The sequence below is a fragment of the Citrobacter sp. C6_1 genome (genome assembly GCF_014596835.2).
In the GTDB taxonomy this organism is placed as follows: Bacteria; Pseudomonadota; Gammaproteobacteria; order Enterobacterales; family Enterobacteriaceae; genus Citrobacter; species Citrobacter pasteurii.
Genome location: NZ_CP115031.1, coordinates 66,699 through 82,586, shown reverse-complemented (window position 1 = coordinate 82,586; position 15,888 = coordinate 66,699). Strand labels below are relative to the sequence as shown.

13 protein-coding genes are annotated in these 15,888 nt (G+C 54.1%); 5 read left to right on the top strand and 8 right to left on the bottom strand.

The annotated features are described in order from the left end of the window. Positions 1-11 precede the first annotated feature (11 nt). From spoT to recG, 3 genes are read left to right on the top strand one after another with little or no spacing between them, the layout of a single operon-like run. Positions 12-2,126 carry a bifunctional GTP diphosphokinase/guanosine-3',5'-bis pyrophosphate 3'-pyrophosphohydrolase gene (spoT, locus tag IB196_RS00385; protein ID WP_005122599.1) on the top strand — a complete coding sequence of 705 codons (2,115 nt, stop codon included), beginning with the start codon at positions 12-14 and terminating at the stop codon, positions 2,124-2,126. A gap of 10 nt (positions 2,127-2,136) precedes the next feature. Next, positions 2,137-2,826, top strand: coding sequence for a tRNA (guanosine(18)-2'-O)-methyltransferase TrmH (gene trmH / locus IB196_RS00380; protein WP_155021720.1), 690 nt, complete (start codon positions 2,137-2,139; stop codon positions 2,824-2,826). 5 nt (positions 2,827-2,831) lie between these two features. After that, on the top strand, positions 2,832-4,913 hold the full coding sequence (gene recG / locus IB196_RS00375; RefSeq protein WP_040231563.1) for an ATP-dependent DNA helicase RecG: 2,082 nt from the start codon (positions 2,832-2,834) through the stop codon (positions 4,911-4,913). A gap of 39 nt (positions 4,914-4,952) precedes the next feature. Here the strand turns inward: recG and gltS are convergent, their stop codons facing one another. Continuing rightward, positions 4,953-6,158 (bottom strand): sodium/glutamate symporter, encoded by a 1,206-nt coding sequence (gene gltS, locus IB196_RS00370; protein ID WP_003024029.1) that lies wholly within the window; start codon positions 6,156-6,158, stop codon positions 4,953-4,955. A 225-nt stretch (positions 6,159-6,383) separates the two neighbouring features. Between gltS and xanP the strand changes: the two genes are divergently transcribed. Both xanP and IB196_RS00360 read left to right on the top strand, forming a co-directional pair. After that, positions 6,384-7,775: a xanthine/proton symporter XanP gene (xanP, locus tag IB196_RS00365; protein WP_188231957.1), complete on the top strand. Its 1,392-nt coding sequence runs from the start codon at positions 6,384-6,386 to the stop codon at positions 7,773-7,775. Positions 7,776-7,896: 121 nt separating this feature from the next. After that, positions 7,897-9,606: an AsmA family protein gene (locus IB196_RS00360; RefSeq protein ID WP_188231956.1), complete on the top strand. Its 1,710-nt coding sequence runs from the start codon at positions 7,897-7,899 to the stop codon at positions 9,604-9,606. A 32-nt stretch (positions 9,607-9,638) separates the two neighbouring features. Here the strand turns inward: IB196_RS00360 and IB196_RS00355 are convergent, their stop codons facing one another. The 7 genes from IB196_RS00355 to IB196_RS00325 all read right to left on the bottom strand — a co-directional run bounded on the left by IB196_RS00355 (position 9,639) and on the right by IB196_RS00325 (position 15,687). Beyond that, complete coding sequence (locus IB196_RS00355; RefSeq protein WP_188231955.1) at positions 9,639-10,325, bottom strand: D-lyxose/D-mannose family sugar isomerase; 687 nt, start codon at positions 10,323-10,325, stop codon at positions 9,639-9,641. Between the two features lie 49 nt (positions 10,326-10,374). Next, entirely contained in the window at positions 10,375-11,235 is an 861-nt protein-coding gene (locus tag IB196_RS00350; protein ID WP_040231557.1) for a ketose-bisphosphate aldolase, read from the bottom strand. Positions 11,236-11,315: 80 nt separating this feature from the next. Next, positions 11,316-12,167: a class II fructose-bisphosphate aldolase gene (locus IB196_RS00345; RefSeq protein WP_003024015.1), complete on the bottom strand. Its 852-nt coding sequence runs from the start codon at positions 12,165-12,167 to the stop codon at positions 11,316-11,318. An 11-nt stretch (positions 12,168-12,178) separates the two neighbouring features. Then, a complete protein-coding gene (locus IB196_RS00340) occupies positions 12,179-13,270 on the bottom strand; it encodes a PTS fructose transporter subunit IIC (RefSeq protein WP_188231954.1) in 1,092 nt (363 codons plus the stop codon). Between the two features lie 26 nt (positions 13,271-13,296). Beyond that, complete coding sequence (locus IB196_RS00335) at positions 13,297-13,617, bottom strand: PTS fructose transporter subunit IIB (protein WP_003844521.1); 321 nt, start codon at positions 13,615-13,617, stop codon at positions 13,297-13,299. 19 nt (positions 13,618-13,636) lie between these two features. Then, positions 13,637-14,107, bottom strand: a complete 471-nt coding sequence (locus IB196_RS00330; protein WP_003024008.1) for a fructose PTS transporter subunit IIA — start codon at positions 14,105-14,107, stop codon at positions 13,637-13,639. Between the two features lie 26 nt (positions 14,108-14,133). Then, positions 14,134-15,687, bottom strand: a complete 1,554-nt coding sequence (locus tag IB196_RS00325; RefSeq protein ID WP_188231953.1) for a PRD domain-containing protein — start codon at positions 15,685-15,687, stop codon at positions 14,134-14,136. Positions 15,688-15,888: the final 201 nt, after the last annotated feature.

The window sequence follows — 15,888 nt, the reverse complement described above, 5'->3', positions numbered from 1 at the left end:
GCGGGTCGCCCTTGTATCTGTTTGAAAGCCTGAATCAACTGATTCAACACTACCTGCCGGAAGACCAGATTAAGCGTCTTCGGCAGGCGTATCTCGTTGCACGTGACGCTCACGAGGGCCAGACACGTTCAAGCGGTGAACCCTATATCACGCACCCGGTAGCGGTAGCCTGTATTCTGGCCGAGATGAAACTCGACTACGAAACGCTGATGGCTGCGCTGCTGCATGACGTGATTGAAGATACCCCAGCCACCTATCAGGACATGGAACAGCTTTTTGGTAAAAGCGTTGCAGAGCTAGTAGAAGGGGTATCGAAGCTTGATAAGCTTAAGTTTCGCGATAAGAAAGAGGCGCAAGCCGAAAACTTTCGCAAGATGATTATGGCGATGGTGCAGGATATCCGCGTCATTCTCATCAAACTTGCCGACCGTACTCACAATATGCGCACGCTGGGCTCATTACGCCCGGACAAGCGTCGCCGCATCGCCCGTGAAACCCTCGAAATCTATAGTCCGCTGGCACACCGTTTAGGTATTCATCACATTAAAACCGAGCTGGAAGAGCTGGGTTTTGAAGCGCTGTACCCGAACCGCTATCGCGTGATTAAAGAAGTGGTTAAAGCCGCTCGCGGCAACCGCAAAGAGATGATCCAAAAAATCCTCTCGGAAATCGAAGGGCGTTTGCAGGAGGCAGGCATTCCGTGTCGCGTGAGCGGGCGCGAGAAGCACCTGTACTCTATCTACTGCAAAATGGTGCTCAAAGAGCAGCGTTTTCACTCCATCATGGATATCTACGCTTTTCGCGTCATTGTTCATGATTCCGATACCTGCTATCGCGTACTCGGCCAGATGCATAGCCTGTACAAACCGCGTCCTGGTCGCGTGAAAGACTATATCGCCATTCCAAAAGCGAACGGATATCAGTCTTTGCACACCTCAATGATCGGCCCTCATGGCGTTCCGGTTGAAGTACAAATTCGTACTGAAGACATGGATCAGATGGCAGAAATGGGTGTGGCGGCGCACTGGGCTTACAAAGAGCACGGCGGCGAAAGCAGCACCACCGCACAAATCCGCGCTCAGCGCTGGATGCAAAGCCTGCTGGAACTGCAGCAGAGCGCCGGTAGCTCGTTTGAATTTATTGAAAGCGTCAAATCTGATCTCTTCCCGGATGAGATTTATGTTTTCACACCGGAAGGGCGCATTGTCGAACTGCCCGCCGGTGCAACGCCTGTCGACTTCGCCTACGCCGTGCATACCGATATCGGTCACGCCTGCGTCGGCGCACGTGTCGACAGACAGCCTTACCCGCTTTCACAACCGCTGTTTAGCGGTCAGACCGTTGAAATCATTACCGCGCCGGGCGCACGTCCGAATGCGGCATGGCTTAACTTCGTCGTCAGTTCGAAAGCGCGCGCCAAGATTCGCCAACTGCTGAAAAACCTCAAGCGCGATGATTCCGTCAGTCTGGGCCGTCGACTGCTCAACCATGCCCTGGGCGGTAGCCGTAAACTGGCTGAGATCCCGCCAGAGAGCATCCAGCGTGAGCTTGAGCGCATGAAGCTCGCCACGCTTGACGATCTGCTCGCAGAAATCGGTCTGGGTAACGCCATGAGCGTGGTGGTAGCGAAAAACCTCCAGCAGGGCGAAGCAACAGCTAACGTACCGGCACAATCTGGCCATGGTCATCTGCCGATCAAAGGCGCAGACGGTGTGCTGATCACCTTCGCGAAATGCTGTCGTCCGATTCCAGGCGATCCCATCATTGCCCACGTCAGCCCGGGTAAAGGTCTGGTGATTCACCATGAATCCTGCCGTAACATTCGTGGCTACCAGAAAGAGCCTGAGAAGTTTATGGCGGTGGAATGGGATAAAGAGACGGAGCAGGAGTTCATCACCGAGATTAAGGTGGATATGTTTAACCACCAGGGTGCTCTGGCGAACCTGACGGCGGCAATTAACACGACCACCTCCAATATTCAAAGTCTGAATACGGAAGAGAAAGATGGCCGCGTCTATAGCGCCTTTATTCGCCTGACCGCCCGCGACCGTGTGCACCTGGCAAATATCATGCGCAAAATCCGCGTCATGCCGGACGTGATCAAAGTCACCCGTAACCGTAACTAGAACACGTTTTATGAATGAACAGCGCTATGCACGTATCCGCGAAATGCTCGCACGTCGTCAGCCCGATCTGACCGTCTGCATGGAAGAGGTCCACAAGCCTCATAACGTTTCCGCTATCATTCGTACTGCAGATGCGGTCGGCGTGCATGAAGTCCACGCCGTCTGGCCGGGTAGCCGTATGCGCACCATGGCCTCTTCTGCCGCAGGCAGTAACAGTTGGGTACAGGTTAAAACTCACCGCACCATTAGCGATGCGGTCACACATTTAAAAAATCGGGGCATGCAGGTGCTGGCAACCCATCTGTCAGATAAAGCCGTGGATTTTCGCGAGATTGATTACACTCGCCCCACCTGCATCCTGATGGGTCAGGAAAAAACCGGCATTACTCAGGAAGCGTTGGCTCTGGCGGATCAGGACATCATCATTCCCATGACTGGCATGGTGCAATCGCTGAACGTTTCGGTCGCCTCGGCGCTGATTCTGTACGAGGCACAGCGCCAGCGGCAAAACGCCGGCATGTACCGCCGAGAAAACAGTATGCTGCCGCAAGATGAGCAGCAGCGTTTGCTGTTTGAAGGCGGTTATCCGGTGCTGGCGAATGTCGCTAAGCGCAAAGGTCTTCCCTACCCTCACGTAAACACGCAGGGCGAAATTGAAGCCGATGCAACGTGGTGGGCCACTATGCAATCTGCGAGATAAACGCGATGAAAGGCCGTTTACTGGATGCCATCCCACTCAACTCTCTGACCGGCGTTGGCGCAGCGCAAAGCAGTAAACTGGCGAAAATTGGCCTGCACACCGTACAGGACCTCCTGCTCCACCTCCCCCTGCGTTACGAAGACCGTACCCATCTGTACCCAATTGGCGAACTGCTACCGGGCGTCTATGCCACCGTTGAAGGCGAAGTGCTGAACTGCAATATCACCTTCGGCGGTCGCCGGATGATGACCTGTCAGATCAGCGATGGTTCCGGCATTCTCACCATGCGCTTTTTCAATTTCAGCGCAGCAATGAAAAACAGCCTCGCCACCGGTCGCCGGGTGCTGGCCTACGGTGAAGCCAAACGCGGGAAATACGGTGCAGAGATGATCCACCCGGAATACCGTGTGCAGGGCGATCTCAGCACGCCGGAATTACAGGAAACGCTTACCCCTGTTTATCCGACTACCGAAGGCGTGAAGCAGGCCACGCTGCGCAAGCTGACCGATCAGGCGCTGGACCTGCTCGATACCTGCGCCATTGCCGAACTGCTGCCGCCAGAGCTGTTGCAGGGCATGATGAGCCTGCCGGAAGCCCTGCGCACGTTGCACCGCCCACCGCCGTCACTGCAGTTGAGCGATCTGGAAACCGGCCAGCATCCGGCGCAGCGACGTCTCATTCTGGAAGAACTGCTGGCGCATAACCTCAGCATGCTGGCGTTACGCGCCGGAGCCCAGCGTTTTCATGCCCAGCCGCTGAGCGCAAACAATGCGCTGAAAGATAAGCTGCTGGCGGCGCTACCGTTTAAACCGACCGGCGCACAGGCCCGCGTTACCGCTGAGATCGAACATGATATGGCGCTGGATGTCCCGATGATGCGCCTCGTGCAGGGCGATGTCGGCTCCGGTAAAACGCTGGTTGCAGCACTTGCTGCTCTACGGGCAATTGCACATGGCAAGCAAGTTGCGCTGATGGCCCCCACCGAACTACTGGCTGAGCAGCATGCGAATAACTTCCGTAACTGGTTCGCGCCGCTGGGCGTTGAAGTGGGCTGGCTGGCAGGTAAACAGAAAGGCAAAGCGCGCCAGGCGCAGCAGGAAGCTATCGCCAGCGGTCAGGTGCAGATGATTGTCGGCACGCACGCGATTTTCCAGGAACAGGTACAGTTCAACGGCCTGGCGCTGGTTATCATTGATGAACAGCATCGTTTTGGCGTGCATCAGCGCCTGGCGCTGTGGGAGAAAGGCCAACAGCAGGGTTTCCATCCGCACCAGCTCATCATGACTGCCACGCCCATCCCGCGCACGCTGGCGATGACCGCCTATGCCGACCTCGACACATCAGTCATTGACGAACTGCCTCCGGGGCGTACGCCGGTCACTACGGTGGCGATTCCGGATACCCGCCGCAGCGACATCATTGATCGCGTGCGCAACGCCTGTACCCACGAAGCGCGCCAGGCATACTGGGTCTGTACGCTGATTGAAGAGTCTGATCTGTTAGAAGCTCAGGCAGCAGAAGCAACGTGGGAAGAGCTTAAAATTGCGCTGCCAGAACTCAATATTGGCCTGGTACACGGCCGTATGAAGCCCGCCGAGAAGCAGTCAGTAATGGCGGCCTTTAAGCAGGGTGAACTGCATCTGCTGGTTGCCACCACGGTAATTGAAGTGGGTGTGGACGTGCCAAACGCCAGCCTGATGATTATTGAAAACCCGGAGCGTTTGGGTTTAGCACAGTTACACCAGTTGCGCGGCCGCGTCGGTCGTGGCGCGGTAGCCTCCCACTGCGTCCTGTTGTACAAATCACCACTGTCAAAAACAGCGCAAAAACGCCTGCAGGTTCTGCGCGACAGCAACGACGGGTTTGTGATTGCACAAAAAGATTTGGAGATCCGCGGCCCCGGCGAGCTGTTAGGTACTCGCCAGACCGGAACGGCGGAATTCAAAGTAGCGGATCTGTTGCGCGATCAGGCAATTATTCCGGAAGTTCAGCGCATTGCCCGCCATATTCACGAACGTTACCCGCAACAGGCGGTGGCGCTGATTGAGCGCTGGATGCCGGAAACCGAGCGCTATTCCAACGCATAGTGAATTAATCGCGGCGGACATGACTCCGCCGCACAGCCGTTATTGCGCAAAAATCGGCAACAGCAGATACAGCTTAATCACCAGCGCGTTGACGATATCGATAAAGAACGCCCCCACCATCGGCACCACCAGAAACGCCATATGGGATGGCCCAAAGCGTTCGGTAATCGCCTGCATGTTGGCAATCGCCGTCGGCGTCGCGCCGAGGCCAAACCCGCAATGCCCGGCTGCCAGTACGGCGGCATCGTAGTTCTTACCCATCATGCGCCAGGTGACGAATATCGCGTACAGCGCCATGAAAATAGTCTGCACAACCAGAATTGCCAGCATCGGCAGAGCCAGAGAAGCCAGCTCCCACAACTTCAGGCTCATCAGCGCCATCGCCAGGAACAACGACAAACTCACGTTACCCAGCACCGAAACCGCACGCTCGAACACCCGATAAAAGCCCAGTAATGCCAGACCGTTACTGAGGATCACCCCAACAAACAGCACGCAGACAAAGGTCGGCAGTTCCAGCACCGTTCCGACCAGCATTTGCGCAACGATTTTCCCCACCGTCAGGCAGATAGCGATCAGCGCAATAGTTTCAATCAGCACCAGTGAGGTGATCATGCGTCCGACGTCCGGCTTTTCAAATGCGGTCGGAACAGCCTGATCGTCCGGCATACCGTCCGGCGTGGTGGAGTGTTTGACCAGATAGCGTGCCACCGGGCCGCCAATCAGCCCACCCAATACCAGACCAAACGTTGCGCAAGCCATCGCCACTTCAGTCGCATTGGTGAAGCCGTAACGTTCAATAAACAGCTTGCTCCATGCGGCCCCGGTTCCGTGTCCACCAGAGAGGGTGATCGAGCCAGCAATCAGGCCCATCAGCGGGTCCAGACCCAGCAGGGTCGCCATACCAATACCGATGGCGTTTTGCATCAGCAACAGGCCAACAACCACAATCAGAAAAATACCCACCACGCGGCCGCCGGCGCGCAAACTTGCGATATTGGCGTTCAGACCGATAGTGGCGAAGAAGGCCAGCATCAACGGATCGCGCAGGGTCATATCGAAGTTCACTTCCCAGCCCATGCTTTTTTTCAGCACCAGCAGCGCAATCGCCACCAGCAGGCCGCCCGCTACGGGTTCGGGAATGGTGTATTTTTTCAGGAAGGAAACAGACTGGACGAGCTTACGTCCCAGCAGCAACACAAGGGTTGCCGCAACCAGCGTTGATAACGTATCGAGATAAAACATTTACAGCTCCATTAGTGCGTTTAGCACAATCACGCACGATGCATTCCAGACCGATTTTTAGCTCTTATTGAGTTTTCGGGGTGGATTTTAAGCAGAAAATGATGAAAAGTTATATAAAAATGTTTGTTTATCCGTTTTAAATATTAAGAATACCTGCTAGCAAACGTTTGCTTTTCTGCCCTGGTCAGATAAAATCACCGCTTTTCCACCATGGGATTGCCTCTGATGTCCGTTAACGCCGTAGAGTCAACAAATGCGCAACCGGTTGCGCAGACTCACAACAGTGAACTGATTTACCGTCTTGAAGATCGCCCCCCGTTAGCCCAGACCTTGTTTGCCGCCTGTCAGCATCTGCTGGCCATGTTCGTCGCGGTAATTACTCCCGCTCTGTTAATTTGCCAGGCGCTTGGTTTACCGGCTCAGGATACTCAACACATTATCAGTATGTCGCTGTTCGCCTCCGGCGTAGCTTCTATCATTCAGATCAAAGCCTGGGGGCCGGTAGGCTCAGGGCTGCTATCCATTCAGGGCACCAGCTTTAACTTTGTTGCGCCACTGATTATGGGCGGTACGGCGCTAAAAACCGGTGGCGCAGATGTCCCAACCATGATGGCGGCGCTGTTCGGTACGTTGATGCTGGCAAGCTGCACCGAGATGGTTATCTCACGCGTACTGCATTTGGCGCGGCGGATCATTACCCCATTGGTCTCAGGCGTGGTGGTGATGATTATCGGCCTGTCGCTGATTCAGGTGGGTCTGACATCAATTGGTGGTGGCTATGCCGCAATGAGCGACAACACCTTTGGTGCACCGAAGAATTTACTGTTGGCAGGCGTTGTACTGGCACTAATCATCCTGCTTAACCGTCAACGCAACCCTTACCTGCGTGTTGCGTCATTGGTGATTGCGATGGCGGCAGGCTATCTGCTGGCCTGGTTTATGGACATGCTGCCGCAAAATACCGCACCGGTAAGTCAGGACCTGCTAATGGTGCCAACGCCGCTGTATTATGGCCTGGGTATCGACTGGAGTTTACTGCTGCCGCTGATGCTGGTCTTTATGATCACCTCGCTGGAAACCATCGGCGATATTACGGCCACCTCTGATGTCTCCGAGCAGCCGGTTTCTGGTCCGCTGTATATGAAACGCCTGAAAGGCGGCGTGCTGGCGAACGGTCTGAACTCGTTTGTTTCCGCTGTGTTCAACACCTTCCCGAACTCCTGTTTTGGACAGAACAACGGGGTTATTCAGTTAACGGGAGTTGCCAGCCGCTACGTCGGTTTTGTGGTGGCGTTGATGTTGATCGCGCTGGGCCTGTTCCCGGCGGTCAGCGGTTTTGTACAGCATATTCCTGAGCCAGTACTGGGCGGGGCAACGCTGGTAATGTTCGGTACTATCGCCGCATCCGGCGTGCGTATTGTGTCCCGCGAGCCGCTGAACCGCCGCGCGATTTTGATTATCGCGCTGTCGCTGGCCGTCGGCCTGGGCGTCTCCCAGCAGCCGTTGATCCTGCAGTTCGCCCCGGACTGGGTGAAAAACCTGCTCTCTTCCGGCATTGCCGCAGGCGGTATTACCGCTATCATTCTGAACCTGGTGTTCCCACCAGAAAAGCAATAAGCAAACAGCGGCGTTGATTCTGAATCAACGCCGCTGTAACGCTCTTTCACCATTCCCGCCTTGAGCATTGCGTCTAAATCGTGCATAACTTGACTATGTGCACTTCGCGGGATGGAAGACCATGAAATTTATTGGAAAGCTGCTTCTTTACGTGCTGATCGCCCTTGCAGTGGCGATCCTCGGCCTTTATTTTCTACTGCAAACCCGCTGGGGCGCAGAGCACGTCAGCGCCTGGGTTTCACAGAACAGCAGCTACCATCTGGCCTTTGATGCCATCGATCACCGGTTTTCTTCCCCTTCCCATATTCTGCTGGAAAACGTCACCTTTGGCCGGGATGGTCAGCCCGCCACGCTGGTCGCCAAAACGGTCGATATTGGACTCAGTAGCCGACAAATCACCGACCCGCTGCACGTAGACACCATTTTGTTGCAAAACGGCACGCTGAATCTTTCCCAGCAAACCGCGCCGTTGCCGTTTCAGGCCGATCGCCTGCAATTGCAGGATATGGCGCTTAACAGCCCCGGTAGCGAGTGGAACCTCAGCGCCCAGCGCGTTAACGGCGGCGTCATTCCCTGGAGCCCTGAGGCAGGTAAAATTCTCGGCAGCAAAGCGCAAATTCAGCTCAGCGCCAGTTCGTTGACGCTGAACGATGTCCCGACCACCAACGTATTGATTGAAGGCAGCATCGACCATGACCGGGTGACGCTAAGCAATATTGGCGCGGACGTGGCGCGTGGGGCATTAACCGGTGTAGCGCAGCGCAATGCCGACGGTAGCTGGGTGGTGGAGAATCTGCGCCTGAACGATATTCGGCTGCAAAGCGACAAATCGTTGGCCGATTTTTTTGCCCCGTTAAGTACCATTCCTTCCCTGCAAATTGGTCGTCTGGAAGTGACGGATGCCCGTCTGCAAGGCCCTGACTGGGCGGTTACGGATCTCGATCTGAGCTTGCGCAACATGACCTTCAGCAAGGATGACTGGCAAACTCAGGAAGGAAAATTGTCGATGAACGCCAGCGAGTTTATCTACGGCTCGCTGCACTTCTTCGATCCGATTCTGAACGCTGAATTCTCACCGCAGGGCATTGCGCTACGCCAGTTCACCACTCGCTGGGAAGGCGGTATGGTCAGAACGTCGGGTAACTGGCTGCGCAACAACAAAGCGCTGGTCCTCGATGATGCCGCCATCGCCGGACTGGAATACACGCTGCCAGAAAACTGGAAACAGCTGTGGATGAAACCCCTGCCCACCTGGCTAAACAGCCTGACGCTGAAGAAATTCAGCGCCAGCCGTAATCTGGTGATTGATATCGATCCGGACTTCCCATGGCAGCTCACCGCGCTGGACGGCTACGGTGCCAACCTCGGGCTGGTGCAAAACAATCAGTGGGGGATCTGGAGCGGTAGCGCCACCCTCAACGCCGCTGCCGCCACGTTCAACCGCACCGACGTGCGTCGCCCTTCGTTGGCGCTGACGGCGAACAACAGCACCATCAATATCAGCGAACTGAGTGCCTATACGGAAAAAGGGTTGCTGGAGGCCACCGCCAGCATTTCGCAGTTGCCTCAGCGCCAGGCTCAGATCAGCCTGAACGGGCGCGGCGTGCCAATGACGATTCTGCAACAATGGGGATGGCCCGTGCTGCCGCTTTCCGGCGACGGTAATATTCAGCTTACCGCCAGCGGCAATATTCAGGCCGACGCGCCGCTCAAGCCAACGGTCAGCGGCCAACTACATGCGGTGAACGCGGAGAAACAGCAGGTCACGCAGACCATGCAGGCGGGCGTGGTTTCGGGGAGTGAAGTCACAACACCACCACCTGCGCAATGATTTATTGCCCGGTGGCGCTTCGCTTACCGGGCCTACTCACGCTCATAATGAATATATTCGCTGCACAACAGCCACTTCACCGGCTCGTCCTCTTCTATCGCCGGAAAGCGACCGCCCGGTTCAAGGAAATGGTTGTCATGCAGGTCGTCATTGACCATCGAGATTTCCCAGCCCAGCACGAATGCTTTCTCCGCCCAAAAGCGATGATACAGCCGCGGCGGCAGGCACACCCCCTGCCCCGGTTTCAACACCAGCGTCTCACCGGGTTTCACGCTATGCCGCTGACCATCGACGCTAACTTCAACAATACGCCGTGCGTCATACCCGTCATCAGGCGTGGCCCATGCCAACTGCATACATAAGTCACCGCCGCTGCGATTCACGATATCTTCCATTTTATGGCGATGAAAATGCCATGGCGTTTGCTGATCCTGCTGAATTTGCAGCATCTTTTCGGCATACGGTTTGGGATAACCCGCTGACCCTGGCTGACCATTGCGCAACGTCAGTAACGTCAGTCCCGTTTGCGCAAAATCTCCACGCCCAAAGTCGGTAATGTCCCAGCCCAGCCGGAGATCGAACACTTCACCCCACAGAGTTTGATCCTGTTGCCGCCAGACGTCAGCCGTAAAATACGCAAAATCAGGCAGACAGACCCGAAAAGTCTCGGCTATGGCATGCGCTTTATCGACGGCATAATTAATGTGTGAACGCTTCATTCCACTTTTCCTTGTTGCGAAAAAGGCGGGTCACCCCGCCTGCATGCCGTTAGTAAAGTGATGCTTTGCCGGTTGAACCGAACAATTTCATTTTGTGGCGGATCACGTCACGCGCGGCGCTAATCGCTTCCGGGTAAATCACGTTCGGATCCCACCAGGTTTCTTTCGCCAGGATTTCGCGGACTTTCTGGAAATAGGCGTATTTCATATCGCTGGAAATATTGATTTTACCCACGCCCAGCGTAACGGATTCGGCAATTTCCGCATCCGGGTTCGCGGATCCACCATGCAGCACCAGCGGAATGTCCACACGTCCGGCGATATCGCGCAGGATGTTCATTTGCAGCTCTGGCTGCATCCCTTTCGGGTAGATCCCGTGCGCGGTTCCAATCGCCACCGCCAGCGTGTCTGCGCCGGTACGGGCGATAAAATCCTGTGCCTGAGCTGGATCGGTATAGGTAACCTTCGATACGCCGCCTTCCACTGACGTTCCGGTCTGGCCAATTGTACCCAGCTCACCTTCAACCGAGACGCCTACCGCATGCGCCAGTTTGACCACTTCGCGGGTTAGCGCCACGTTTTCTTCATACGGCAGTAGCGATCCATCAATCATCACCGAGGTAAACCCACACTGAATCGCCCTCAGGACATGCTCAACCGAAGCGCCGTGGTCCAGATGCAGAGTAAAGGGAACCGGGCTACGCAGAGTGATATCGCGGACATAGCTAAAAAACGCATCGCCGACAAAATCATGTTCACTGGGGTGAATAGAGATAATCGCCGGGGTATTGGTCGCTTCCGCTTCCTCCACTACTGCACGTACAAAGCAGCTGTCCGCCACGTTGAATGCGCCGATAGCAAAACCGTGCTGACGAGTAGGTTGCAGTAATTCTTTCATCGAAACTAACATGTTAATTCTCCAGTTTCAGGGTGTAGAAAGCCCTGCCAGTGCGTCATCGCAGAGGCATAGAAGGCGTTACAGAAAATGAATCAGGCTTTGCCGATAGCGCCGCTGGCCTGCAGGTACGGAATAATGGCTTCCTCGCAGGCCTGCTCCATCAGGGCCAGGGCATCAACGAGCTCACCGGATGTGTCACGACACAGGGTATGCAGTAGCGCAGCCTTTCCGGCTTCGAAAACCGCCGCACCAACGTTTATCTTGGCGACGCCAAACGTCGGGCAACGCTGTAGCTGATCAAACGGCGTCCCGCTGCCGCCATGCAGCGCCAGAGGTACAGTTGATAACCGGGCTATTTCCTCCAGCCGCAGGAAATCAATAGCAGGTGTGATACCCGGCGCGTACATGCCGTGTGCCGTACCCACCGACACCGCCAGCAAATCGATCCCGGTCTGTTGGATAAAGGGTTCCACGTCGGCGGCCTGAGTCATCAAATCAGCGTTAGCGGCATGGTCATAGCGCGGAGCATCGGCCAGATGGCCCAGCTCGCCTTCCACGCACAGAGAAACGCTGGCTGCGAGCTCGACCACTGCCCGGGTCTGGCGAATGTTCTCCTCCAGTGCAAAGGCGGAGGCATCGATCATTAACCCGCTGAATCCGGCGCGAAAAGCCTGACGAATGCGTACAGGATCCTTTCCATGATCCAGCGCCAGCGCGACCGGTACTGAGGCTTCCTCTGCCAGCGTTTTGACCACCGCAGCGGCTATCGGAGCCGGAAAATGCTCCAGATGCCCCTGATACAGATTCAGAATAATGGGCGCACGGTGCTTCTCAGCCACCCGCACCGCCGCGCGGGCGCTTTCGAGGTTCATACAGTTGATGGCTAGCAGCGCGTACTGCTCACGCCAGGCTTTCGTCACCATGCTTTTCATATCGGCAAACATACGGCCTCCGGTTATTCCAGGGTGAAGGTGATCTCTTCGTCTTTCATTTTTTGATCGCTGAGTTCATCAAACTCTTCGTCACGCTCGGTCACCGGTTTCTTCCACAGCGACAACATGACACCGCAAATCACCGTGCCGATTCCCAGCGCCAGACAAAACAGCAGCGGATGCGTAAAGAGCGGAACCACAAACATGCCACCGTGCGGTACCGGGCTTTCGACACCCCACACCATAATCAGCCCTCCCGCTACCGCCGAAGCCACCACACAGGACCCCACTACGCGCAGCAGGTCGCGCGCCGCAATCGGAATAACCCCTTCGGTAATCATGCAGATCCCCATCGGAAATGCTGCTTTCAGCGCCTCGCGCTCCGCACGGGTGTACTTGTGACGCGTCAGCAGGAAGGAGAGCGTAATGCCGAACGGCGGGATCATCGAACCAACAAACTTCACCGCTTCCGGACCGTACACACCGCTGACCAGCATGCCGTCAGCAAACAGCGACATGGTTTTATTCACCGGTCCGCCGAAGTCGAATGTCGCCATCGCACCGAGGATAGCGCCCATCAGAAAGCGGGATCCGCCCTGCATGGACTCCAGCAGATGAATCAACGCGTCCTGCAGCCAGGCTATCGGCTTGCCAATCAGCGTCATCATCAACAGGCCGCCAATGACGGTACTCAGTACCGGCAACACCATGATGGGCATCAGCCCCTGCATCGACTGTGGCAAACGGATATAGCGCTTAAGTAGCAGTACGGTATAACCGACCAGGAACCCGCCCAGCATCCCGCCGATAAAACCGGTATGAATTTCGCCGCAAACAAAGCCGACAATCAGGCCCGGCGCAAATCCGGGACGATCGGCAATGGAGTACGCAATCGCCGCACTAATCAGCGGTACGATTAACCCCATCCCCCAGCCGCCAATCTGGTTGAGCATCCAGGGTATGGTTCCTGTTTTTTCACCCACGTTAGTGCCGCCAAGTATTTGCCCGAGAGCAATACAGATCCCGGCGGCGACAATTAACGGAATCATCCACGAAATCCCCGTTAATAAATGTCTTTTTATTTCCTGAGATAGCGGAATTTTATTTTCACTCATGTGAAATCCCTCCAAAATGAGGATCGCTACTGGTTATTATTAACTAATGATTTTTCGACCTTTTCAAGAAACTGAATGGGCGATTTTATGACGATTTCGGTTTTCACTCGCACGATGCGTTTATTTGAAAATCGTTCCTCCCCTTTTATTTTGACATCGACAGCAAGAATTACGACATCAGCTGCAGAAATATCCTCTGTCAGCAGTTCGTTCTCCGTGCCGATAGTTCCCTGGGTTTCAACTCTTATATTATGACCAAGCGCTTTAGCACCTTTAATTAGCTTCTCACGGGCAATATAGGTGTGCGCAATACCCGCCGTACAGGCGGCAACACAAACAATGTTCATAACATGCTCCACATTTTAATTAGCAGACATTGGATTCAGCATATTGGCTAAACAGCTCAATAATTTTTTGTGGACTACTTTCTACTAACAATTGTTCAATAATGTCGTCATCCGCCAAGGCACCTGCAACCTGCGAGAGCAAACGAATATGGGTGGTGTTTTGATCTTCAAGGCGTACGGCAAACAGAATGATGCAGCGCACATTACTGCCGTCCAGGGTTTCCCAGGGAATGTCCTGGCGGGTACGACCAATTGCCAGCGTGGTATTGACCACCGCCGAGGATTTGCCGTGCGGAATAGCAATATGGTTTTCGAAACCGGTCGAGCCTTCTGATTCACGCTGCCAGACATCCTGAATAAACGTTTCCCGACAGCTAATTGCCCCATCTTTTTGCAGAATATCCGTCAGTTCCTCAATAGCCTCCGTTTTGTTCGTGGCCTTCATGTCCAAAATAACGCGATTTGTATTGAGTATTTTCGTGATGTCCATCAATCATACCTCATGGAGTTCAGACATTAATTTTCAACGACCAGCGACGTCGCCCGATGTAATTTTTCCGTAATAACCGTTTCTGTTACTCGCTTAATATCCGCATCATTGAAAAAGGCGGTGACATACACAACCGGCATGGCAACAGCGGGTAAATTAATTGTCGATACCACCAGTTCAATATCGTCCGTCAGTACGGAAGGCAAGCTGCCTGCCGACACCACGCCAACGATGGTCCAGTCCGGAAAAGTGCGTAGAATGCGGCTTTTGAGTAAGTGGGAAGTACCGATACCGGTTGAGCAGACCAGCAGCACGCGCTTACGCGCGATCTGCCGCTCCATTGCGGCCTGAAAATGTACGGTTAGATACCCCACCTCATCTTCCGACACGGCCCGCTCGCCCCAGCCGCTAAACACCCGATTTACCGCGCACTGGGTCAGACGCCACACGTCCTGCAACTCGCCTTTAATGTCCTCCAGCAGCGGATTACGGATGCGGATTTGGTAGTTCAGGCGGTTAATCAGCGGCTTAATATGGATCAGTAATCCGTCATACAGCGCAGTATCCTGGCTAAGATCGCTGTCGACCATTTCAGCGAAGGTGGCAATCAGCCGCTGGGTAATCAAGCGCGCTTCATCGCTGGAGTGCATATGGCCAATCACGCTCACGTCGTTATGCTCTTCAATTACCACGCCGGAAGAGATAATGTATTGATAAATAAACCAGACTTCGTCTTCCGGCAGCGGGTGGGCAATGCGTTTTTCAATATGTTGAATCATACGACTGGCAATGGAAAAGATGTTCTCATCACAGGTAGTGATGCTCTCTTCTTTTCTCGGTAGCGCGTTGCCCCGCGTGATGCGGTACATCATGATCAGAATATGGGTAAAAATATTGACGTAATAAGGCTCGCCCAACGACCAACACAGATCGTTCTCCATTTCCTGCAACAGCGTCTGGACAAACAAAACGTCTTCTTCGCCGAAGTAATGCACCAGCGCTTTATAGCTGCCCGGATCAAGACGTGAATAAATTACGCTGCCAGGTTCATTATGGTTAATCACGCCGTTAATCAGCGATGCCATTGCCTGGCGTACACCGCTCTCGCTGCCTTCGATGTGCGTACCGCTCTGGCTGCGAATCAGCGACAGGCCCAGCGGGGTAATCCAGGATTCAATCACTTTCAGATCGTTAACAATCGATGCACTACTAATAAAATAACGCTCGGATAACTTACTGATCGACGTTTCATGCGGCGTTTCGCTTAATAATTGTGAGGCTATCTTGACTCGCCGTGAATTATTCATCATGCCGTCAGTATCATCACCCTCCGATCCTAATAACTGGTCCATATATAAAAGGTCGGTAATATTATCGGAACTTAATATCACCCCAGCACCAGCACGTTTATCGATGGTTATTTTCCATTCTGATAACCATGGTTCCAGTAAGCGCAGATCGCGCTGCACAGTTTTCTCTGAAACAGATAAATACTCGGCAATTTTCAGCAGCGTGACATATTCCTTCTTAGACAGAAGAAACTTTAATAATCTGTTTTGTCGCGAGGTAATCATTTGCATTATTTACCCTTATTACATACCAGATTAAATATCTAAAGAAGCGCTTATGCTCCACGTGTAATCCGTGATGATAAATATAAGAGGACTACGATGCGCCAACAATACTAAATCGTGTCCAGCAATCCGGACAGAAATAAGACAAAAAGAGGAAATAGTGAGATATTTACGGCGCAGATCACATTTTTCGCGGGAATCAGAGTG

What these genes read in the sequence shown, in the direction of transcription:
- IB196_RS00325 (WP_188231953.1), bottom strand. Translation starts at nt 15,687, where the DNA reads ATGCAAATGATTACCTCGCGACAAAACAGATTATTAAAGTTTCTTCTG.
- IB196_RS00340 (WP_188231954.1), bottom strand. Translation starts at nt 13,270, where the DNA reads ATGAGTGAAAATAAAATTCCGCTATCTCAGGAAATAAAAAGACATTTA.
- xanP (WP_188231957.1), top strand. Translation starts at nt 6,384, where the DNA reads ATGTCCGTTAACGCCGTAGAGTCAACAAATGCGCAACCGGTTGCGCAG.
- trmH (WP_155021720.1), top strand. Translation starts at nt 2,137, where the DNA reads ATGAATGAACAGCGCTATGCACGTATCCGCGAAATGCTCGCACGTCGT.
- IB196_RS00330 (WP_003024008.1), bottom strand. Translation starts at nt 14,107, where the DNA reads ATGGACATCACGAAAATACTCAATACAAATCGCGTTATTTTGGACATG.
- IB196_RS00335 (WP_003844521.1), bottom strand. Translation starts at nt 13,617, where the DNA reads ATGAACATTGTTTGTGTTGCCGCCTGTACGGCGGGTATTGCGCACACC.
- IB196_RS00355 (WP_188231955.1), bottom strand. Translation starts at nt 10,325, where the DNA reads ATGAAGCGTTCACACATTAATTATGCCGTCGATAAAGCGCATGCCATA.
- IB196_RS00345 (WP_003024015.1), bottom strand. Translation starts at nt 12,167, where the DNA reads ATGTTTGCCGATATGAAAAGCATGGTGACGAAAGCCTGGCGTGAGCAG.
- IB196_RS00360 (WP_188231956.1), top strand. Translation starts at nt 7,897, where the DNA reads ATGAAATTTATTGGAAAGCTGCTTCTTTACGTGCTGATCGCCCTTGCA.
- gltS (WP_003024029.1), bottom strand. Translation starts at nt 6,158, where the DNA reads ATGTTTTATCTCGATACGTTATCAACGCTGGTTGCGGCAACCCTTGTG.
- IB196_RS00350 (WP_040231557.1), bottom strand. Translation starts at nt 11,235, where the DNA reads ATGTTAGTTTCGATGAAAGAATTACTGCAACCTACTCGTCAGCACGGT.
- recG (WP_040231563.1), top strand. Translation starts at nt 2,832, where the DNA reads ATGAAAGGCCGTTTACTGGATGCCATCCCACTCAACTCTCTGACCGGC.